Raw genomic sequence first — 22,066 nt, 5'->3', positions numbered from 1 at the left:
CGATTGCTTCTGGCGAAGGGAGCAACAACCGTTTATCCTTTTTCACGTAAATTTGATTATGCCATTTAAAATTCATTCACCTTACGCTCCTTCCGGCGATCAGCCAGGAGCAATCAAACAACTGGTGGAAGGTGTGCAGGATGGAGCTCCTTACCAGACCCTGCTGGGTGTAACCGGTTCCGGTAAAACCTTTACCATTGCGAACGTCATCCAACAGGTACAGCGCCCCACCCTCGTGCTTACCCACAATAAAACACTGGTAGCCCAGCTCTACGGTGAGTTCCGCCAGTTCTTCCCCGACAATGCTGTCGAATATTTCGTTTCTTACTACGACTACTACCAGCCTGAAGCCTACATGCCGGTAAGCGATACCTATATTGAAAAGGATCTTGCCATCAACGAAGAGCTGGATAAACTGCGCCTCAAAGCCACTACCAATTTGCTCTCCGGTCGCAGAGATATCATCGTGGTTGCAAGCGTATCCTGCATTTATGGTATGGGTAACCCGACCGATTATGAAAACGGTATCATCCGCCTGCACAAGGGTCAAACCATCAGCCGCAACACCGTTTTACACGGTTTGGTCAACTCCCTGTACACCCGTACCACCGGCGATTTCAACCGTGGTAACTTCCGTGTAAAAGGAGATACTGTTGATATCAACCTGCCTTATGTAGATTATGCATACCGTATCACCTTCTTCGGCGATGAGGTAGAAGAAATAGAAAGCTTCGATGTACAGAACGGAAAGCGCATCGGCACCATGGATAATGCCGCTATCTTCCCTGCAAACCTCTACCTGGCTCCCAAAGACATGATGCAACAAATCATCTTCGAAATACAGGATGAGCTGAAAGCACAGGTAGATTACTTCAGGGCAGAGGGAAAACATATAGAAGCCCAGCGCCTCTCAGAAAGGGTAAATTATGACCTTGAAATGATCAGGGAACTGGGTTATTGTAGCGGGATCGAAAACTACTCCCGCTTCCTGGACAGGCGTACCCCTGGTACCCGCCCATTCTGCCTGCTGGATTACTTCCCGAAAGATTTTCTCTTAGTCATAGATGAGAGCCATGTCACCATTCCACAGATCGGTGGTATGTATGGTGGTGACCGTTCCCGCAAGCTTACCCTTGTAGATTTCGGCTTCCGCCTCCCCTCAGCACTGGACAACCGGCCGCTGAACTTCTTCGAATTCGAGAACCTGGTGAACCAGGCCATCTTCGTCAGTGCAACGCCGGGTGACTATGAACTGCGCCAGACAGAAGGTGTGGTGGTAGAACAGGTAGTACGACCTACTGGCCTGCTGGAACCCCCAATAGAGGTAAGGCCGAGCATAAACCAGGTAGACGACCTGCTGGAGGAAATAGATAAACGTGTACAAGCCGGTGGCCGTGTACTGGTAACCACCCTCACCAAGCGTATGGCTGAGGAAATGGACAAGTACCTGCAACGTATTAATATTAAGTCAAGGTATATCCACTCAGAAGTGGATACCCTGGAAAGAATAGAGATCCTCCGCGACCTGCGCTTAGGTAATATTAATGTACTGGTAGGTGTGAACCTGCTTCGTGAGGGGCTTGACCTGCCGGAGGTAACCCTGGTTGCCATCCTGGATGCCGACAAGGAAGGTTTCCTCCGTGACGAGCGTTCCCTGACTCAGACAGCTGGTAGGGCGGCGCGTAACGTAGATGGTCTGGTCATCTTCTATGCCGATAAGATTACGGATAGTATGCAGCGTACCATTGATGAAACTGATCGCCGCCGGGAAAAGCAGATCGCTTACAACCGACTGCACGGCATTACGCCAAGAACGGTATTGAAGAGCAAGGAACAGATCATGGGCCAGACATCCGTATTGGAAATCAAGAACTTCGATGAGAACTCCCCTATTGCAGTTCATGATGAGGTAACCCTGGTAGCAGAAAATGCGGTGGACTACGCCAAACAGGAAGCCGCTGCCAAGACCATCCCTCAAATGGAAAAGTCAATTGCCAGGGTCAAAAAAGACATGGAAAAAGCAGCCAGGGATCTGGACTTTATGGAAGCAGCCCGACTCCGCGACCAGATGTTTGCACTACAGCGGGAATTGGATGCCATGAAAGAATTATAAAATTTACTAATAAATACTTTTAAGGTTGATTTACCCATAATTTTTCAGCCTTGCTCCCCGAAAAATTGGTTTTAAGATTTTTGAGACCTCTTTTTCGGGGTTTCCTTTTAAAAAAGGCTAAAAAATGTACCTAAAAACGATAGTGACTTCCTCCAGGAAACCATTAAGTAGTAAAATTAATATTACGAATTATCATATGTGTTAGAGGTTTTTTAAGCATTTTAAACAACACAACAAAAAGTAATTAATATCTATATTATTAAATAACAATTATTTGTAAGCCTTCTGCTCTAAATGCTGTAATACTCAAAACCCTATTGTTAGAAAATCGTTAATTCCTACTTAAGTACCAGATAAATAATTGTATTTCAGTAGATTATATTTTAGCATTGCCGCTTCTTCCACTCAAAGAATGACGAAAATCATTATTGATATTATTATTTATTATAATATACTTAGCATTTGCCCCATTTTCACCCCTATTTATTCGATCATTTCTATTTTTGAACCCCTCTATTTGATGATTTAAATTTATTCATACTTTTATTGAAGAAATTTAAAATCGCATTGCTATGAAGAAAACATCATTTCAAGACTATTTACCCTTTATTTTTCTGGGACTAGTGGCAATATTTGGTTTATTCGTTAAAAACGAGCCGCTTTTTACAGATCCTGAGGGAAAATACAATTATGGTGACATCGCGTGGATTCTGGTATCAACCTGCCTGGTATTTTTCATGACACCTGGTTTGTCATTTTTCTACGGTGGTATGGTAAACCGCAAAAACGTGATCTCCACTATGATGCAGAGCTTCATAGCTACGGGCCTGATCAGTATATTATGGGTAGCTGTAGGTTTCAGCCTGTCATTTGGTAAGTCTTACCATGGATTCATCGGTGATCCAACCACCTTCCTGTTCTTCAAGGGAGTATCTTCCAGCGCCCCATGGGCCGCTGCTCCAACCATTCCTTTACTGTTGTTCGCGCTTTTCCAGCTGAAATTTGCGATCATCACTCCTGCGCTCGTAGTAGGTGCTACCGCAGAAAGGATCAGGTTTACATCTTACGTATTATTTATGGTGCTTTTCAGCTTACTGGTGTATTGTCCAATTGCACACTGGACATGGCATCCGGAAGGTTTCCTCTTCAAGCTCGGTGTAATTGACTTTGCAGGTGGTACTGTTGTACACATCTCTGCTGGTTGTGCTGCGCTGGCTGGTGCCCTGGTACTGAAACGCCGTAAGGATCATATTGAAAAGAAAGAACTGCAACCGGCAAACATTCCATTTGTACTCTTAGGTACTGGTTTACTGTGGTTCGGCTGGTTCGGTTTCAACGCCGGTTCTGCTGTAGCTGCAAATGGTCTGGCTGCATCTGCTTTCGCTACTACTAACACTGCTGCTGCTGCCGCTGGCCTGTCATGGATCTTCTTCGATGTGGTTCGTGGCCGTAAAGCATCTGCACTCGGTTTCTGTATCGGTGCCGTAGTTGGTCTGGTAGCAATCACGCCTGCTGCAGGTTTTGTAGGAATCCCACAGAGTATCTTTATGGGCTTCATCGCTGCAATCATTTCCAACATGATGGTTCACTATAAATCTAAAACCGCTATCGACGATACACTGGATGTATTCCCTTGTCACGGTATCGGTGGTATGGTTGGTATGCTGCTCACCGGCGTATTCGCTACCAAAGCAGTGAACGTAGTAGATGGTTGGTTCTATGGTAACTTCGACCTGTTCAAAACTCAGTTCATCGGTCTGTCTATCGTAGTAGCATACAGCTTCATCGTATCTTTCGCCATCTTCAAACTGATTGATGCTATCCACCCACTCCGTGTAAGCGAAGAAGAGGAAGCACTGGGTCTGGATGCTTCACAGCACAACGAAAGCTACCATCCACACATGATGAGTGTATACGACAACGGTACACTCAAGGAAGAGCCAGTAATAGATTAATGAAGATTATATAGTGAGTTTGAATACCCAAAACATTTAGAATAGCTAATAATTAACACGGGAAATTGTAGATAGTATCATTTTATCAACCAGCATATTTTATCAACCAATTTCTTATTTGTTTCGTGTAAAAATTTTCCTTCCCGAGGTTAATTATTAGCTATTCTTTTTTATTGCCTTATCGGTCCTATCGTTTGAAAGCAGCAACCACGCAGATTTAGCACACTCCTTTTATCATCCAAATTTTACTGCATGAAAAAACTTTTTTTGGCAGCCTTCGCTGCCAGCCAGATTTCTTTTGCCTATTCCCAAACGGTGGATTCTACCAAAAGCCCTTTAGTGAATATCTCAGGTTCCGCAGATGTTTATTACAAGTATAATTTCAACGGTAACAACACAGACAATAAGACAAGCTTCACTAATTCGCAGAATAGTTTTGAACTCGGTATGTTCTCACTGAAAGCAGAACATAGTTTTCAGAAAGGTAGCATCGTTGCTGATCTTGGCTTTGGCAGAAGAGCTGCAGAGTTTTCATACAATGATCATCCCGGTGATAAGGGAAGTATGGAAATGGCCGTCAAACAACTCTACCTCAGTTACCAGGTACTGGATAAACTGAAAATCAGCATGGGTAGCTTTGCTACACACATCGGCTATGAACTCGTAGATGCCTATCAGAACAGGAACTACAGCATGAGCTATATGTTCAGCAATGGACCTTTCTTCAATACCGGTGTAAAAGCAGACATCACGATCAACGAACACCTCACCGCTATGCTGGGTATTTTCAATCCCACCGATTTTAAATCGGCCTCCTGGTCAAACAGTAAGTATATCGGTGCACAGATTGGTTACAGCGCCAACACCACTCCCCTCAAATTATACCTGAACTACCTCGAAGGCCGCGACACCGCCGGTGTTCAGAACCATCAACTGGATTTTGTAGCCCTCTACAATGTGAGTGATGTCATCGGCTTTGGCTACAATGGTACCGTAAGCACCTATAAAAACACGCGCGAAAAAGAAGCTATCGATAACTCAGCCAAATGGTGGGGATCCGCACTGTATATGAACATCGATTTCAACAAGACAATCGGCCTGACCCTGAGAGGTGAGTATTTTGATGATGCAGATGCCCTGAAAACATTTGCCGGTACAGACGGTGGCCACGTAATGGCAGGCACCATTTCTGTAAATTATAAAGTAGGTAATCTCACTATTATCCCTGAATTCAGACTCGACAAAGCCTCAGTAGATATTTTTAACAAACATGATGGTGCCCCTGTAAGCACATCACCTAACGTTTTGGTAGCCGCAACTTATCATTTTTAAAAGGAGATTTTGTCCATTTAAATAGCTGTTCCAAAAAAAACACCCGAATCAATCATTATGTGGTTGATTCGGGTGAGTGCTTGTGACCCGCCTAAATAAATTCAAAATGATATACTACCTCTAAAAGCTATTTTATATTTTGTGTACAAAATCTGATGCATGTTACAGCCCACCACGTTGAAATTTTTGAAATCACTCAGCAAGAATAACAATAAGCCATGGTTCGACGACCATAAAGGGGACTATCAGCAGGCGAAATCTGACTTTGAAAGTGTGGTCCAGCAGATCCTGGATGGCCTGTGTAAACAGGATCCGGTATTGATCGGACTACAGGTGAAGGACTGTACATTCCGTATATACAAAGATGTAAGGTTCTCAAAAGATAAGACACCTTATAAGACCAATATGGGGGCAGCATTTGCACCAGGTGGTCGCAAAACACCCCGTCCGGGCTATTATTTCCATCTGGAACCAGGCGGAAACAGCTTCGCCGGCGGCGGCCTCTGGATGCCCGAAGCGCCGGTATTAAAGAAAGTAAGACAGGAAATAGACTACAATTTTGAGGAGTTCCAGCAGATTATATCCAATAAGGATTTCATCCGCTATTTTGGTAAAATAGAGGGGGAAGCACTCAAAACCGTGCCGCAGGGATACCAGCCGGATAATCCAGCTATAGCTTACCTGAAACTAAAAAGCTTCACCGTATGGCACCACATCACAGACGATGCAGCCTTACAGCCTGCTCTTGTTAGAGAAATTCTGAAAATCTTTGCTGTCATGCAGCCTTTTGTGAAATTCATGGATCGGGCGCTGGACCTGGAATAATGGTGCCAACTACAACCCAATCTCCGGGCTGACTAAAAAGCTATGTTTGATGCACTCCTGTGCAATGACTCTCTGTTGCTTTTTAGTCAGCCCTTTTCCGTACGCATCACCAACTTCAGTAGGACAAAAAATACTTACCCTGTGCAAGACTCGGGGCACAGGCAATCAACTAACTCTACAATACACTCTTCGATTTCTCAGACAATCTCCATCACAAAATAACTTGTCTGTAGTCCTATCTGCCGGATATGTAAACCCGGGGCTTACACATGTTAAAAAGACCAACAGATAAATACGGGACAAGCTCCTTGCTGGCTAGTTTTTGTGGATCAGGAACTCAAACGGTCTTGCCTTACGGTTCTTCAACAGGTTTTCTTTGTCTGTTTTAGTGTGTGCAAAACGCTGGTTATACACGTTGGCTACCTCAATGATTGGGATAATGCCATCCAGTGTATCATGTTGATCCACAATGTTCATGATGCGTGATACCTGTGAAGAAAAGTTGTTGCTCCACTCCTCAGTAAATTTGTGCATCAATAAAAGCTCACGATTGGCGTTGGTTTTCATAGGACTTAAGGGTGTTTACGGATTTGTGAATTTTAGTTCTGTCAGCACCTTACTTTCTTTAAGTTTGAACTTTTTTCGGAGAAGTAAGTTGGCATAGGATTATTAATACCAAAATTGAATTTTATCCTCCATTAATCAATACTACTTCTGTGTAATTTTTGTTTCGGTGATACAAATTTCTCATCAGAATAATACTAATTGATACAAAAAGAGCAAGTGATAGGTCACTTGCTCTCAATTGTTTATGTTATAACGTATATACGTTTACGAATATCATGGACGTATGGACTAGATCCATTTCTGTGCATGTAAAAATTCTGCTATTTGCACTGCGTTGGTTGCTGCGCCTTTACGCAAATTGTCTGCGACAATCCACATGTTTAAAGTCTTCTCCTGGGTCTCATCACGACGCAGGCGACCTACAAACACCTCATCTCTCTCATGTGCGTCTTTTGGCATCGGATACTTAGCATTAGCAGGATCATCTACTACTATTATTCCCGGTGTTTTCTCCAAAATGCTGCGTACATCACTCAATTCATACTCATTATCGAATGCAACGTTCACAGATTCACTATGACCACCCATTACAGGGATACGTACAGTTGTAGCAGTGACACGAATGTTACTATCGCCCATGATCTTTACAGTCTCTTTCACCATCTTCATCTCCTCTTTCGTGTATCCGTTATCGAGGAACACATCGATCTGTGGTATCACATTCAAGTCAATCTGGTGAGCATAAGCCTTAGGACCTTCTACACCTTTACGCTCATTCATCAGCTGCTCTACTGCTTTTACACCAGTACCTGTCACTGACTGATAGGTAGATACCACTACACGATTGATTTTATACTTCTCATGCAGCGGGTTCAATGCCAGCACCATCTGAATAGTAGAACAGTTTGGGTTAGCAATGATCTTATCTTCAGGAGTCAGTGTCTTACCATTGATCTCTGGTACCACCAGTTTCTTGGTAGGATCCATTCTCCATGCAGAAGAGTTGTCAATAACAGTAATACCTGCTTCAGCAAATTTTGGTGCCCACTCCAGTGAAGTACTGCCACCTGCGGAAAACAGTGCAACTGCAGGCTTCATGGCAATTGCCGTATCTGCACTGACTACCTTATACTGCTTGCCCTTAAATGTTACTTCCTTACCTACTGACTTCTCAGATGCAACTGGAATGAGTTCTGTAACCGGAAAATTCCTTTCCGTTAACACCTGTAACATTTTTGAGCCTACCAGTCCGGTAGCTCCTACTACGGCAACTTTCATTGTATTTACATTTTAATTTTTTGGAGATGCAAATTTACTACAACCTTATCGGTTTTCAATGTAGGTCTATGAATCATAGAAAATCACTAAATTTAGACACTTGTCATTAGTAAATTGTTAATAAATGAGGTATCCCATTGTTTGTGTTTGCATGCTTTTGCATGCCCTTTCTGCTCACGCCCAGTTCGAAGAATATTTTAATTACCAGGATATGAAAGACGCTACGCGATGGCGTGGCACCGATTCCGCATGGATAATTCAAAATGGACAATTGAAAAGCAACTTCGGACAGATTAATAGTAATTTCTATATATCCGCAATTACATCCCCACCCACAGCAAACGAATGGCAATGGTGGATGCAACTCAACTTCAATACTTCATCTTTAAACTATGTAGATGTATATCTCGGTGCCGATAAACGCAATCTCCTGGATTCCTTGCTCAGCGGGTATTTTGTAAGAGTAGGTAACACGAAAGATGAAGTGTGCTTTTACAGGAAAGATCCACATGCAACTCCCCTTCTACTCATAGATGGCAGAGATGGCACCACTGACCATACAACTAATATATTAAATGTAAAAGTGACACGAAATGAAGACTATGAATGGACTCTCACAGTGAATGATGTCACCGAAGGTACAGCTATAGATAGTATGTATACCAATGGAACCATCATGGGATTTGCAGTCAGGCAATCCACGGTTTCATTTGTGAACAAACATCTTTTCGATGATGTAATAGTCGGTACCCCTCAAAAAATGAATGTACTGATCAATGAAATATTATACGATGGTGATGTCGAATTTATAGAGCTATATAATAATGGTATATCACCCGTTTCACTGTCACAATTATCTTTTAGGAGAAGTAAGCCAAACGGTGGTCTCACAGATCCTGTCGCATTTCCGTCCGGTACCCTGGAAACCGGTGCATATGCTGCATTCACCACTGATCCCGATGCCCTGCAACTACAATATAATTGTATGCATGTATATAAGATGTCATTACCTGCATTGACAAATGATAGTGGCAATGTATTAATAACAGATAAAAGTGGTGACACTCTCGATGCCTTACATTATTCTGATGCGATGCATTTTCCTATGGCGAAAAATACAAAAGGTGTATCGCTGGAAAGACTGAACGTAAATGCACCCACTCAACAAATTTCTAACTGGCATTCTGCCTCCTCAACGGTGGGGTTTGCGACACCAGGTATTGCAAATTCCCAGCAGTTAGGTGCAGTAGATTTGCCCGGTAAGTTGACCCTGACTCCCGAAGTGTTTTCTCCTGATAATGATGGAAGGGATGATGTAGCCGTGATCAATTATGCACTGCCTGCCCCCGGATTTGTAGCTGATATATCTATATATAATGCTGCAGGCAGGTTAGTCAAAACCATTTGCAATCATTTTTTATTGCCTGCAAAAGGTTTTTTTACCTGGGATGGTACAGATGATGCACACAATATAGCCCCTACTGGTATATATGTGGTGTTCGCGTCACTAATTCATTCTGAAGGAGATGTGCAGCGCTGGAAGCTCCCGCTGGTAGTGGCAAAACCAAAAAATACCTGATTTTGTCAACTTTTTTAGTTGCTAAAAGCAAATAATTTTTTAATATATAATTAGTCAGGGAAGTTGATCAGTTAGAAGAAAATTAAAGTATAGGAAGGATCAATTTGTCGGATAGAAACGATTTTTTATATTTGCGCTTCTTAAAAATTTGAACATGCAGTATAGAGAAATAGTTGCAGTAACCGGTTTGGGCGGTTTATTTCAGTTGATCGCCAGCAAACAGGATGGTGCCATTGTAAGATCTCTGGAAGACAAGAGTACGCGTTTTGTGAGTTCGCGCATCCATAATTTTACCCCCCTGGAAAGCATTGAAGTATTTACTACAGGTGAAAACGTAAACCTGGCAGAAGTATTCAAAGCTATGCAGGAGCAAGATGGTAAAACTGCCCTGGTGGATGCTAAGGCTGACAATAATGCGATCAAAGCTTACTTCAAAAGCGTATTCCCTGAATTCGATGAAGAAAGGGTGTATGTGAGCGATATGAAGAAGATGGTAAAATGGTATACCATCCTCAAGAATAATGACCTGCTGAAATTCGACGAGCAGGCAGAAGAAGCACCTGCTGAAGAAGTAGCTGCCGAAACTGCAGTAGTTGAAGAAGAAGCAGCAAAACCTGCTAAAAAGGCAGCTAAGCCAAAGAAAGCTGCAGCTAAGGAAGAAACTCCTGCTGATGAAAGTGAAGAAGCACCAGCTGCTAAACCTAAAAAAGCAACTAAGGCAAAGAAAGAAGAAACTCCTGCTGCTGAAGGCGAAGAAGCACCTAAAAAGAAGGCCGCTCCTAAGAAAAAGAAGACAGAGGAATAATTTAATTCCTTTCAGGATAAAATATTGCCTGGCGGAAAGCGCAAATCGCGTTTTCCGTCAGGCATTTTTATTGCTATAAGTCCACCTATAGTCCACCTTTTGTTCGATGCTTCTTCGACGCTTGTTCGACTCAGCTATATTCGAAATCCAAAATGATTAGCACACTAATTCGTCACCAATATATCACCATAAGGTCACCTCATTATCCCCTGGATAATGAAGTGCCCTTAAAGTGCCCTGTTAGTGACCTGTTAGTGACCCGTTAGCATAAGATTCCGGCTATAGCCAGCATATTCCTCTGACATTAATTTCTTATTTTAGTAAAATGAAGACTTTAGACGCAAACATTGATAAACAGCCCCGTACACTCTTACCCGAAGATTTTAAGGTAACGACCTGGGAAGCATTGAAGCCATATTTTGACGAGTTGCTGGCAAGACCGGTAGATAGTGTGGCTGCTTTGGAAAAATGGCTGAAAGACATCAGCGAACTCGACGCAGTCATCAGTGAAGATGCCGCCTGGCGGCAGATCCGCATGACCTGCGATACCACCGACAAGTCTCTGGAAGAGGCTTTCGCCTACTTCTGCATGGAAATACAACCTCAGCTGCAACCTTATACTGATGCGCTGAACAAGAAACTGCTGGCCAGCGAATACCTGAGCCAGCTGGACCAGGACCTGTATGCTACCTACCTCCGTAGCGTAAAGAAACAGGTAAAACTGTTCCGTGAAGAAAACGTACCCCTCCTGGCCGAACTAAGCGTACAGTCCCAGCAATACGGCCCCATCGTTGGTAAAATGACCATCAATGTAAATGGCCAGGAATATACCCTGCAGCAGGCTGCCCGCTTCCTCGAAAGCAGCGACCGAGCCCTCAGGGAAGAAGTATACCGCAAAACCAGCGAACGCCGCCTCCAGGACAAGGATCAGCTGGACCAGCTGTACACCGCCCTGGTGCAAAAGCGTGACCAGGTAGCAAAAAATGCAGGTTTCGCCAACTACCGCGATTACAAATTCGAAGACCTGGGTCGCTTCGATTATACCAAGGAAGATTGTTTCCAGTTCCACGCAGCCGTAAAAGAACATATCCTGCCACTGGTGAAGAACTTCCAGGAAAAACAACGCCAGAAACTGGGACTGGATGTACTGAGACCATGGGATGGCGAAGCAGAACCAGCAGGCGTAAAACCGCTGGAACCCTTCCATACCGGCGAAGAACTGATCAATAAAGCGATTGAAACTTTCGACGAACTGGGACCTTTCTTTGGCAACTGTCTCCGCGTCATGCAGAAAATGGGCCGCCTGGACCTGGAAAGCCGTAAAGGAAAAGCACCGGGAGGTTACAATTGCCCACTGGCTGAAACCGGCGTGCCTTTCATCTTCATGAACGCTGCCGGCCAAATGAAGGACCTGACCACCATGGTACACGAAGGTGGCCACGCCGTTCACTCCTTCCTGAGCCATAACCTCAAACTGAGCTTCTTCAAGGAATACCCGATGGAAATCGCCGAAGTGGCAAGCATGAGCATGGAACTCTTCACCATGGATCACTGGAATATCTTCTTCAGTAATCCTGACGAACTGCGCCGTGCTAAGTTGCAGCAACTGGAAAGAGCTATCGTGATCTTCCCATGGATTGCTACCATCGATAAATTCCAGCACTGGGTATACGAACACCCGCAACATACCGTGGAAGAACGTACTGCTGCCTGGGTAGATATCCTGGAAGAGTTCTCAACACACACCGTTGACTTTACAGGACTGGAAGAATTCAGAGCAGCCAGCTGGCAACGCCAGTTACACCTGTTCGAAGTGCCTTTCTATTATATAGAGTATGGTATTGCACAACTGGGTGCGATCGCGATGTGGAAACAGTATAAAGAGAATAAGCAGCAGGCACTGGATAATTATGTGAAGGCCCTGAGCCTGGGTAGTACCAGGACATTGCCTGAACTGTATAAGGCGGCGGGAATTAAGTTCGACTTCTCCCCTGCTTATGTGAAAGAGCTGGCTGACTTTGTACAGGCCGAAATAGAAAAGATCTAAATAAAAAAAGGCTCGCTGAATGGCGAGCCTTTTTAATTATTTACATTCCTTACAAACCCCACTCACCACCACATCTACATTATGCGCTGCATAGCCCTTCGGTAGCTGTATCACCGGTATCTCCGTATCATCCAGGCAAATGGTAGTACCACAATTCTCACACCTGAAGTGAATATGGTGATCATGATGATCATGTTCAGAACAATCAGATTTGCACAATGCATACCTGATGCTGGTATCGGTAGTAGGAATCGTATGAATTAATCCCTTATCAAGAAAAGTTTGTAATGTACGATATACGGTGACACGGTCAAAAGACTGGCCGGCCAGCTTTTCAAAACTACTATGTTCCAGTGCGCCGTTACTCTCCATGAACAGCTCCAGAATCTTTAACCGCGTATCTGTTATGCTAAGCTTGCTCGCTTTCAGCAGCTCCGTGATATGTGTTTTGTGCGTGATGTCCATAATTATTCCTTTAGCAGCCTGTCAATGTCTGTGATCAGCTTGTCTACATCAGTAGCTTTCGTGCCTTCGTATAATCCCCTGATGCGACCCTGACCGTCTACGAGCGCGAACCATTGTGTATGCACAAAATCTTCGTCGCCGGCATAGGTACCGTCATCAACAAGATAACCCTGTCTCGCCAGTTTATAGAGCTCTTTTTTAGAACCGGTCAGGAACCACCAGTTGGATGGATCTGCCCCATGCTCTTCAGCATATTTCTTCAGGACAGGAATACTATCATTTTCAGGATCTACAGTATGGGAAAGGATTCTGAACTTAGGTTCGTTTTTATATTTAGCATATACTTTCTCCATGTTCTTGTTCATCTTAGGACAGATGCCGGTACAGGTGGTGAAAAAGTATTCTGCTACGTATATTTTGCCTTCCACATCCTGGGCTGTGATGGTACGGCCTTCCTGGTTGGTAAATGAAAAGCCGCCTACAATATGGCCATTGGTTCCCAGCACTGGCAGTTTTTCCCTGCCAAAAAAATCACCCTGCTCTCCTTTGATCACATAGCCGGAGTATCCCATAAAAGCTATTGCCAATAGCACGAAAAAGGTGATTAAAAAGACGTTCTTCTTAGACATAATCGCCGATCTGTTATTTGTATAATGCAAAGGTAGGGGTTTTCTTTATTACCCTATAATTTAGGCTAGCCTAAAAATTATTTCTTTGTAATAAAAAATTAAAAAATACTTTCGTGAAAATAAAACATACATGTTCCGACTACTTACAGCAGTGTTCATACTCTGTAGCATGGCTGCTTTTGCCCAAACAGATTCTATCCAGACCGCTCACCTGAACGAGGTAATTGTGACAGGTGTGACCCGGGCCACGACGGTCCGGAAGAACCCGGTGCCCATATCTATCCTGACTAAAAAAGAGATGTCGACCCATCTCAATACCAACCTCATCGACGCAATCACCAAATCTATTCCCGGGGTGTCTGCCGTAACCACCGGTCCCAATATCTCCAAGCCTTTTATCAGGGGCCTGGGGTATAACAGGGTGCTTACCTTATATGACGGTGTGCGGCAGGAAGGCCAGCAATGGGGTGATGAACATGGAATAGAAGTAGACCAATATGGCATAGGTCGTGCTGAAGTCGTAAAAGGCCCTGCAAGTCTCACTTACGGCTCCGATGCCCTGGCAGGTGTAGTCAACATGATCCCTGACCTGCCTGGCGGGGAAGATGGCAAACTTAAAGGCAACTTTCTGACCGAATACCAATCCAACAATGGTATGATTGGATCCTCCCTCGGCCTCTCCTATCATAAAAATGACTGGCATTATGCGTTCAGACTCAGTAGCAAAATGGCCCATAACTACCGGAACGCCGTGGATGGCTATGTCTACGGCACCGCCTTCCGCGAACTGAATGGTACCGCTATGGCCAGGATAGATAAAAAATGGGGCTACTCCCTCCTCGCCACAACCTTATATAATAACCTCCAGGAGATTCCTGATGGTAGCCGGGACTCCCTTACCCGCAAATTCACGATCCAGGTGGCGGAAGGTGAGAACGATGATATCAAAAACCGTCCTGTGGTACCTGATCACCTGTTAAAAACTTATTCGATTGCTGACCTACACCAGCACATCCGGCATTATAGATTATATAACCGCACCAAAATCGGGAACTTCCTTTCATCCATCGCCCTCCAGCAAAGTGTTCGCCAGGAATACAATCACCCGCTTGAACCAAAACAACCTGGGCTGGACTTAATATTAAATACCCTGAACTACGATTTTCGCTACAACTTTCCCACCATTAATAATGTAGAAATGACGATCGGCGCGAATGGAATGTATCAAACGAACCGTAGTCAGAATGCCACCGACTTCCCGATTCCTGACTACAACCTCTTTGACATTGGTGCTTTTTATTTTCTGAGAAAGTCTTTCGGGCCGGTAGACCTTTCCGGCGGCATAAGGTATGACCATCGGAATATACATTGGGACGATTTCCGGCAGTTTACCGCTTTTGCCCATGGTTATAATGGAATCTCCGGCAGTGTGGGCGCTACTTACAATCTCAGCGAGCGCCTGCTGCTGAAAGCCAACATCGCCAGGGGCTACCGTGCACCGAACATTACAGAGATCGGATCAAATGGCCTTGATCCCGGTGCGCACATTGTGTATTTAGGAAACCGCAGCTTTAATCCGGAGTTCAGTCTGCAGGAAGATCTTGGCTTTCTGGCGTACCTGGGGGATGTGGACATTAGCATAGAACTGTTTAATAATAATATCACCAACTACATTTACCAGGCCCGCCTGAGCGATGTAGTGATCGTACCCGGAAATGCGACTTACCAATACCAGCAATCCAAAGCCAGGCTTTATGGTGGAGAATTCACCGTTAATCTCCATCCCAGGGGGATCAGCTGGTTAAAAATTAACAATAGCCTTGCTTATACCCTGGGTTTAAATCAAAACAATGCACTCATCCGGGAACATGGTGAGCAGGCGAAATACCTGCCTTTCATTCCACCACTCCATGCACGTTCAGAATGGAAAGCGGTGTTCCCAAAGATGTATGGCAGGGTGGAAATAGACGGCTACGCAAAGCAAAACCACTTTTATGCAGTAGACCATACCGAGACGGCCACGGATGGATATGTATTATTGAACCTGGGAGCAGGGGCTACAATCGCCAAAAGGTTCGACCTGTTTTTCCAGGTAGACAATGTGCTGAACACCGTGTACCAGGCAAACATGAACCGGTTAAAATATTTCGAGTATTACACTGCCTTACCGAATGGGCGATCAGGTATATATAATATAGGTAGAAATTGCAGTGTTAAAGTTTCAGTCCAATTTTAATTCCCAGCTGAATGCTTGGCAGTACGCTTACCAGTCTGCCATCATTCGTCTGGGTCGCTCCATTATTATCTGAAAAATTCTGGTAGCGGTAGACTTTAGTACGGATCCCCAGGCCGATGTATGGGTCAAAGACGATTTTATCTTTCGTGATCTGCCGGCCCAGGAGGATCTGGAAGGCGTATACATCCTTGGTGGCAGAGCGTTTATATTTATTGTCGTTGATGTCTATATCCTCGTTAGGGTAGAATACCTTCTTATATATTAAGACAGGTTCGAAGTAGGTACCCATGGCCCTGTATAAACCATCTCTTGCAGAAAACAGGTACCACCGCAGCCCGGCCCTGAATCCCAGGCCTCTCCCATCTACAAACTGTTCGGTACTGATGTCCGGTTTCTTCTGTCCGATGTCAATTTTCTTAGACAGGATGTAATCGGGATAATCAGTATAGATCCCGGCTACACCTAATTCAAGGCTCAGCTTTTCGCTGAGTTCCTGTTCAATTGATATATCCAGTTCATTAATGAGAGTAGTAGGGTTTACCTTAATGTAGGTAGACCTGCGAAAGGGGGATTTGCTATCCTGGGCAAACGAATAAACCGTGCTCAGTAATAACAGGCATGTAACAAGCAGTGGTTGTTTCATAAAGTTTAGTTACCAGCTTCTTAGCTGAAAGTATGACTGATTATAAAGTCAATAATCGTTCCACAATTAGTGGATAATGCTTGTGTTCCAGCACCTGTACCTTCTTTGCGAGGGTCTCCGGGGTATCGTCCGGGGTGATGGTACAACGTTCCTGTAAGATAGTAGCACCATCATCATATTTTTCATTGACAAAATGAATGGTGATCCCGCTTTCAGTTTCTTTTGCTGCGATTACGGCATCGTGCACAAAATGGCCGTACATGCCTTTGCCACCATATTTAGGGAGCAGGGCGGGATGGATATTAATGATACGATCAGGAAATGCCTGTACCAGGTTACCAGGTACTTTCCACAGGAAACCAGCCAGCACTACCAGGTCTATTTTTGCTTCCTTTAAGATTTGAATATAATCATCAGTTTTAAAAAAGCGTTCTTTCTCTATTAATATGGAAGGAATGTGCTCATTTTCAGCAATAGTAAAAACACCGGCTCCGGGTTTATTGCACAGGATGAGCGTAACGGCGGCTTTGTCGGAGCCTCTGAAGTGGTCGATGATCTTTTGCGCGTTACTGCCTGCACCGGAAGCGAAGATGGCTATATTTTTCAAGACGATCCTTTTGTTTGCTTTAATTATGGTAAGAGTTGCAAAATTAGATAAATATCGCCAGATGTCCGGCAGGGGCTGTACTGATCCCAGAATTTTCGGAGTATATTTGAACTATTCACGGGGAAAAGAGGTTAATAAACCTGAGGCACAACTTTGGACCATCTACCCCTCTCTATACCATATTACAATACATGATAATATATAGGTTTGCAAGGAAGCTAAGAAACCGGTGTGCAGTTTATGACATTTATCATGTTTTTTCTCATGCAAAAGTATCTGATCATTACGCGCTTTGCCGCGTCATATATAGGGAAAAGGAATTAGTGAAGCAAGTAAGATTTTTTTATAATTGTTGATAAATTGTCAATATTGTGTCTTATTTTTGCTGGCACTTTTTAAAGAAACTTAAGGTCAAATCTAAACTAAATAGGCTGTGTATCGTCGTGTTTCCATCCGTATGCGTAAGCATTTTGTGAGTGTTCTTGTCCTATGCGTTGGTATGATTGCTTCCTTCTCAGTAAGGGCTGCCGATCCTTCCAAGGGTAAAGCATTGTTTCAGAGCAACTGCGCATCTTGCCATAATGTCCAAAAGAAACTAACTGGTCCTGCCCTGGCGGGTGTTGAAGGTCGTTGGAGTGATAAGAAATTATTACACCAGTGGATCCACAACTCAGCAGCTGTATTAGCTACTGGAGACCAATATGCTAATGCATTGTACAATGAGTACAAGATTTCGATGCCTCCTTTCCCTAGTTTATCTGATGCCGATGTCGATGATATCCTGGCATACATTGCACAACAGGAAGCCCAGGGCGGTGGCGATAAGGGTAAGGATAATTCCAATCCAAATCCTACTCAAAACCCGGAAGAAGGTTCTGCCAACAACAGCCTGCTGTTTGGTATCATTACCCTCATCCTCGCAGTTGTAGCATTGATTCTCCTCCAGATCAACAGCAACCTGAACAAACTTGCTGCTGATAAAGAAGGCGTAGCGGTTCCGGAACCTGTTCCTTTCTACAAAAACAAAGCATACATCGCGCTGGTAATCCTGGTTATGTTCATGGTTGGTGGTTACTTCACTATCAACGGAGCTATCGGCCTGGGTCGTCAGAAAGATTACATGCCTGAGCAACCTATCTTCTTCTCTCACAAAGTTCACCCGGGTATGAACCAGATCAACTGTCTGTACTGCCACGCTGGTGCTGAGAAGAGTAAGCATGCAATGATCCCTTCAGAAAACATATGTATGAACTGTCACAAAGTGATCAGCGAATACAGTGGTGGTGATCTGTTCAATGCAGAAGGTAAGAAGATCAACGGTACAGCGGAAATCGCAAAACTGTACGAATATGTTGGTTGGGATGCTAATGCAAAAGCTTACACTAAACCAGGCAAACCTATTCCATGGACTAAGATCCACAACCTGCCTGACCACGTTTACTTCAACCACTCTCAACACGTAGTAGCTGGTAAGCAACAGTGTCAGACTTGTCATGGTCCTATCACCGAAGAAGATGAAGTTCATCAGTTCGCGGACCTGTCAATGGGTTGGTGTATCAACTGTCACCGTACTACCAAGGTGCAGTTTGCCGACAACAAATACTACAGCATTTTCGAGAAGTTCCACCAGGATGTAAAAGATGGCAAGATCGACAGCGTAACTGTTGAAATGGTCGGTGGTACTGAATGTCAGAAATGTCACTATTAATATAAGAAGTGAAGATAAATCTGGTGGAGGAAGCAAAGTAGTAGCGTAATACAGATCGTTATAATACCAGCTTCATACATCGTTCTTCATAGTGCTAATTATAATCCGTAACTCGTTAGTATAAATAACATGGAGCAAAAAAAGTATTGGAAAGGCTTGGAGGAGTTGCACAATACCAAGGAACATCAGGAGATTGTGAATAACGAATTTAGAGAGGATCTGCCTTTTGAGGAGAGTGAAAGCCTGTTGAATGCTACTACCCCACGCAGGGACTTCCTGAAATACCTGGGGTTCACTACTGCAGCGGCTACCATCGCTGCCAGCTGTGAGATACCTGTGAAGAAAGCAATACCTTATGTAAATAAGCCTGAGGAAATCACTCCAGGTGTACCTAACTACTACGCTTCTACATACGCCGTTGATGGTGAGTTCGTTCCTTTGGTGGTGAAAACCCGCGAAGGCCGTCCTATTAAAGTGGATGGTAACGAATTGTCTTCTATCACTGGTACATCCTCTACTGCAAGAGTACAGGGTTCAGTGCTGAGCCTGTACGATGCGGCCCGTCTGCGTTTCCCAACTATCGCAGGCGCTGAGGCTACCTGGTCTGAACTGGACAAACAGGTAGGCGCTGCCCTCGCCGGTCTGGGAGGTGCTCCGATTGTACTGCTGACTTCTACCATCATCAGCCCTTCTACTAAAAAAGTAATCGCTGGTTTCCAGGCTAAATATCCAAGCTTCCGCCATGTAACTTACGATGCAGTTTCTTACTCCGGTATGCTGCTGGCAAACGAAGCTTCTTATGGCAAGCGCGCCCTTCCTGCTTACCACTTTGAAAATGCCAAAGTAGTAGTAAGTCTGAACGCTGACTTCCTGGGTACCTGGTTAAACCCTGTCGAATACAGCAAGCAATACGGTGCTACACGTAAAATCGATGAGAAGAAGCCGGAAATGAGCAAACATTTCCACTTCGAGAGCATGATGAGTGTAACCGGTGCTAATGCTGACGAAAGATATACACACAAGCCTTCTCAAACCGGCGACATTGCCCTGGCCCTGCTGAATGCAGTTGGTGGCAGCGTGAGCGCTCCTGCTATCAGCGACAAACGCCTGGCAGATGGTATCCAGAAAGCTGCTAAAGCCCTGCTGGCTAACAATGGTAAATCCATCGTAGTAGCAGGCTCCAACGATGTAAACGTACAGATTATCGTAAACGCGATCAACAGCCAGATCGGCGCTAACGGTACGACCATCGACTGGAACTCTACTGTTAACTACCGTCAGGGTATCGATAGCGAAATGGAACAACTGGTGAAAGATCTGAACGCAGGTGCTGTGGGCGGTCTGTTCATCTACGGTGTAAACCCTAGCTACGACTACTACAATGCACAGGCTTTCACCGAAGGTCTGAAGAAAACCAAACTGACCGTTTCCTTTAACTCTCACAAAGACGAAACTTCCGAGAACGTTAAGTTCGCTGCTCCTGCTCACCACTACCTCGAAAGCTGGGGTGATGCTGAAGGCCGCACCGGATATTTCTCCTTCATACAGCCAACCATTGCACCACTGTTCAAAACACGTGCATTCGAAGCTACCCTCCTGGCATGGAGTGGCAACACTACTGCCTGGGAAGATTTCCTGAAGAATGAGTGGATTGCTAAACTGGGTAGCCAGGAAGCATGGGATAAAGCCCTGCAGGATGGTGTGATCGAACCAGCTACTGCTCCTGCTTTAGGTGGTGCTTCTTTCGCTGGTAATGTAGCGGAAGCTGCTGCTAAAATCGGTAGCATTAAGAAGAGCGGTAAAGATGCCCTGGAACTGGTACTGTACGAAAAAGTAGCCATCGGTAACGGTAAGGAAGCCAACAACCCATGGTTGCAGGAAATGCCTGACCCAATCACCCGCGCTACATGGGATAACTACGCTGTAATCTCCAACAAACTGGCTAAGACCTTCGGTTCTGAGCTGGGTGATGATTACGAAATCAACAATGATAAGACTGTTCTGAAGATAAAAGCAAATGGTAAAGAAGTTCTGTTACCATTGCTGATCCTGCCAGGTATCCATCCTGAAGTGATCGCTATCGCAGTAGGTTATGGCCGCAACGCTAACGCAGGTAAAGCTGCTGCCGGTGTAGGTAAGAACGTTTACAACTTTGTAAGCTTCAACGGTACAACCCGCGATTTCTACTCTCCTGAAGTTGCAGTGGAGAAAACTAACCAGACTTACGAGATTGGTGTTACTCAAACGCACAATAGTTACGAAGGTCGTCCTATCATCAAAGAAACTACCCTGGAAGAGTTCATCAAGAATCCGGAGGAAGTAAATGAAGACAGGAAAGAACTGGATCAGTTCGGTTATGATCCGAAAAATCCTCATGACACTACTTCTAACTTTGTTAAGAATGGTACCCTCTACCCTGATGTTCACCAATACCAGGGTATTAAATGGGGTATGTCAATTGACCTGAACACCTGTTTCGGTTGTGGTGCATGTACCATAGCTTGTCAGGCTGAAAATAACGTTTCTGTAGTTGGTAAAGAGCAGGTAATCAAGGCGCACGAAATGCACTGGTTGCGCATCGACCGTTACTTTGGCGGTACTGATGTAGACAATCCGGAAGTAGTGTTCCAGCCTATGCTGTGTCAACACTGTGACAATGCTCCTTGTGAGAACGTTTGTCCGGTAGCTGCTACCAACCACAGCTCTGAAGGTATCAACCAGATGGCTTATAACCGTTGTATCGGTACCCGTTACTGCGCTAACAACTGTCCGTACAAAGTACGTCGCTTCAACTGGAGAGACTGGAATGGTGCAGATAGCTTTGCAAACAACCTGTACGATGTAGGTGGTATGAACGATGATCTGACACGTATGGTGCTGAACCCGGATGTAGTGGTTCGTAGCCGTGGTGTAATGGAAAAATGTTCTTTCTGCGTACAGAAATTACAGGATGCTAAACTGACTGCTAAGAAAGCTGGTCGTCCGCTGAAGGATGGTGAAGCCAGAACTGCCTGTCAGCTGGCTTGTTCCGCAGATGCAATCGTATTCGGTAACGTGAACGATAAGGAAAGCCGTATCTATAAAGTGCGTAACGAAGAGCAGAAGAGCAGAATGTACTATGTACTGGAACAACTGCACGTACTGCCTTCCATCAACTACCTGGCTAAGATCAGAAATAAAGATGCTGAGAAAGCTGAAGGTAAGAAGGAAGAGCATGCTGCTCATCATGAAGCATAGTCAGCGAAAGCTGGCTTTTTGCTAAAGAGAACGAAAGATT

At 44.5% G+C, this 22,066-nt stretch carries 16 protein-coding genes; 10 read left to right on the top strand and 6 right to left on the bottom strand.

Features of this window, described 5'->3' with window-relative positions:
• The first annotated feature begins 58 nt into the window (after positions 1-58).
• From uvrB to DXN04_RS08285, 4 genes are all read left to right on the top strand, one after another.
• Positions 59-2,113: an excinuclease ABC subunit UvrB gene (uvrB, locus tag DXN04_RS08300; RefSeq protein WP_116852861.1), complete on the top strand. Its 2,055-nt coding sequence runs from the start codon at positions 59-61 to the stop codon at positions 2,111-2,113.
• A gap of 572 nt (positions 2,114-2,685) precedes the next feature.
• On the top strand, positions 2,686-4,068 hold the full coding sequence (locus tag DXN04_RS08295; RefSeq protein ID WP_116852860.1) for an ammonium transporter: 1,383 nt from the start codon (positions 2,686-2,688) through the stop codon (positions 4,066-4,068).
• A 252-nt stretch (positions 4,069-4,320) separates the two neighbouring features.
• Complete coding sequence (locus DXN04_RS08290) at positions 4,321-5,400, top strand: porin (RefSeq protein WP_116852859.1); 1,080 nt, start codon at positions 4,321-4,323, stop codon at positions 5,398-5,400.
• A gap of 159 nt (positions 5,401-5,559) precedes the next feature.
• The gene (locus DXN04_RS08285) at positions 5,560-6,225 is read left to right on the top strand and encodes a DUF2461 domain-containing protein (protein WP_116852858.1); all 666 of its coding nucleotides are present in this window, start codon (positions 5,560-5,562) and stop codon (positions 6,223-6,225) included.
• 315 nt (positions 6,226-6,540) lie between these two features.
• On the opposite strand, the gene DXN04_RS08280 is transcribed toward DXN04_RS08285, so the two are convergent.
• Together DXN04_RS08280 and DXN04_RS08275 are read right to left on the bottom strand one after the other, a co-directional pair.
• The gene (locus DXN04_RS08280; protein WP_143708839.1) at positions 6,541-6,792 is read right to left on the bottom strand and encodes a hypothetical protein; all 252 of its coding nucleotides are present in this window, start codon (positions 6,790-6,792) and stop codon (positions 6,541-6,543) included.
• Positions 6,793-7,080: 288 nt separating this feature from the next.
• Positions 7,081-8,070 (bottom strand): aspartate-semialdehyde dehydrogenase, encoded by a 990-nt coding sequence (locus DXN04_RS08275; protein ID WP_116852857.1) that lies wholly within the window; start codon positions 8,068-8,070, stop codon positions 7,081-7,083.
• Positions 8,071-8,194: 124 nt separating this feature from the next.
• Here DXN04_RS08275 and DXN04_RS08270 point away from each other — a divergent pair, with 124 nt between their 5' ends.
• The 3 genes from DXN04_RS08270 (at position 8,195) to DXN04_RS08260 (ending at position 12,501) form a co-directional block, all read left to right on the top strand.
• Positions 8,195-9,649: a lamin tail domain-containing protein gene (locus tag DXN04_RS08270; protein WP_116852856.1), complete on the top strand. Its 1,455-nt coding sequence runs from the start codon at positions 8,195-8,197 to the stop codon at positions 9,647-9,649.
• Between the two features lie 154 nt (positions 9,650-9,803).
• Entirely contained in the window at positions 9,804-10,454 is a 651-nt protein-coding gene (locus DXN04_RS35585; protein ID WP_116852855.1) for a DUF5606 family protein, read from the top strand.
• Between the two features lie 325 nt (positions 10,455-10,779).
• On the top strand, positions 10,780-12,501 hold the full coding sequence (locus tag DXN04_RS08260) for a M3 family oligoendopeptidase (RefSeq protein ID WP_116852854.1): 1,722 nt from the start codon (positions 10,780-10,782) through the stop codon (positions 12,499-12,501).
• Between the two features lie 36 nt (positions 12,502-12,537).
• On the opposite strand, the gene DXN04_RS08255 is transcribed toward DXN04_RS08260, so the two are convergent.
• Positions 12,538-12,966: a Fur family transcriptional regulator gene (locus DXN04_RS08255; RefSeq protein ID WP_116852853.1), complete on the bottom strand. Its 429-nt coding sequence runs from the start codon at positions 12,964-12,966 to the stop codon at positions 12,538-12,540.
• Positions 12,967-12,968: 2 nt separating this feature from the next.
• Positions 12,969-13,595 (bottom strand): SCO family protein, encoded by a 627-nt coding sequence (locus DXN04_RS08250; protein ID WP_116852852.1) that lies wholly within the window; start codon positions 13,593-13,595, stop codon positions 12,969-12,971.
• 130 nt (positions 13,596-13,725) lie between these two features.
• Here DXN04_RS08250 and DXN04_RS08245 point away from each other — a divergent pair, with 130 nt between their 5' ends.
• Complete coding sequence (locus DXN04_RS08245) at positions 13,726-15,831, top strand: TonB-dependent receptor (RefSeq protein ID WP_116852851.1); 2,106 nt, start codon at positions 13,726-13,728, stop codon at positions 15,829-15,831.
• On the opposite strand, the gene DXN04_RS08240 is transcribed toward DXN04_RS08245, so the two are convergent.
• Both DXN04_RS08240 and purN read right to left on the bottom strand, forming a co-directional pair.
• On the bottom strand, positions 15,809-16,474 hold the full coding sequence (locus DXN04_RS08240) for a hypothetical protein (RefSeq protein ID WP_116852850.1): 666 nt from the start codon (positions 16,472-16,474) through the stop codon (positions 15,809-15,811). The genes DXN04_RS08245 and DXN04_RS08240 overlap by 23 nt on opposite strands.
• 40 nt (positions 16,475-16,514) lie before the next feature.
• Complete coding sequence (purN, locus tag DXN04_RS08235) at positions 16,515-17,081, bottom strand: phosphoribosylglycinamide formyltransferase (RefSeq protein ID WP_116852849.1); 567 nt, start codon at positions 17,079-17,081, stop codon at positions 16,515-16,517.
• A gap of 433 nt (positions 17,082-17,514) precedes the next feature.
• On the opposite strand from purN, the gene DXN04_RS08225 reads away from it, so the two are divergent.
• Together DXN04_RS08225 and DXN04_RS08220 are read left to right on the top strand one after the other, a co-directional pair.
• On the top strand, positions 17,515-18,789 hold the full coding sequence (locus DXN04_RS08225; protein ID WP_233525540.1) for a c-type cytochrome: 1,275 nt from the start codon (positions 17,515-17,517) through the stop codon (positions 18,787-18,789).
• Positions 18,790-18,918: 129 nt separating this feature from the next.
• Positions 18,919-22,026 (top strand): TAT-variant-translocated molybdopterin oxidoreductase, encoded by a 3,108-nt coding sequence (locus DXN04_RS08220; RefSeq protein ID WP_116852846.1) that lies wholly within the window; start codon positions 18,919-18,921, stop codon positions 22,024-22,026.
• Positions 22,027-22,066: the final 40 nt, after the last annotated feature.

Origin of the sequence: Chitinophaga silvisoli, assembly GCF_003412465.1 — a bacterium.
Lineage (GTDB): Bacteria > Bacteroidota > Bacteroidia > Chitinophagales > Chitinophagaceae > Chitinophaga > Chitinophaga silvisoli.
This window is presented reverse-complemented; position numbering and strand designations above follow the sequence as displayed.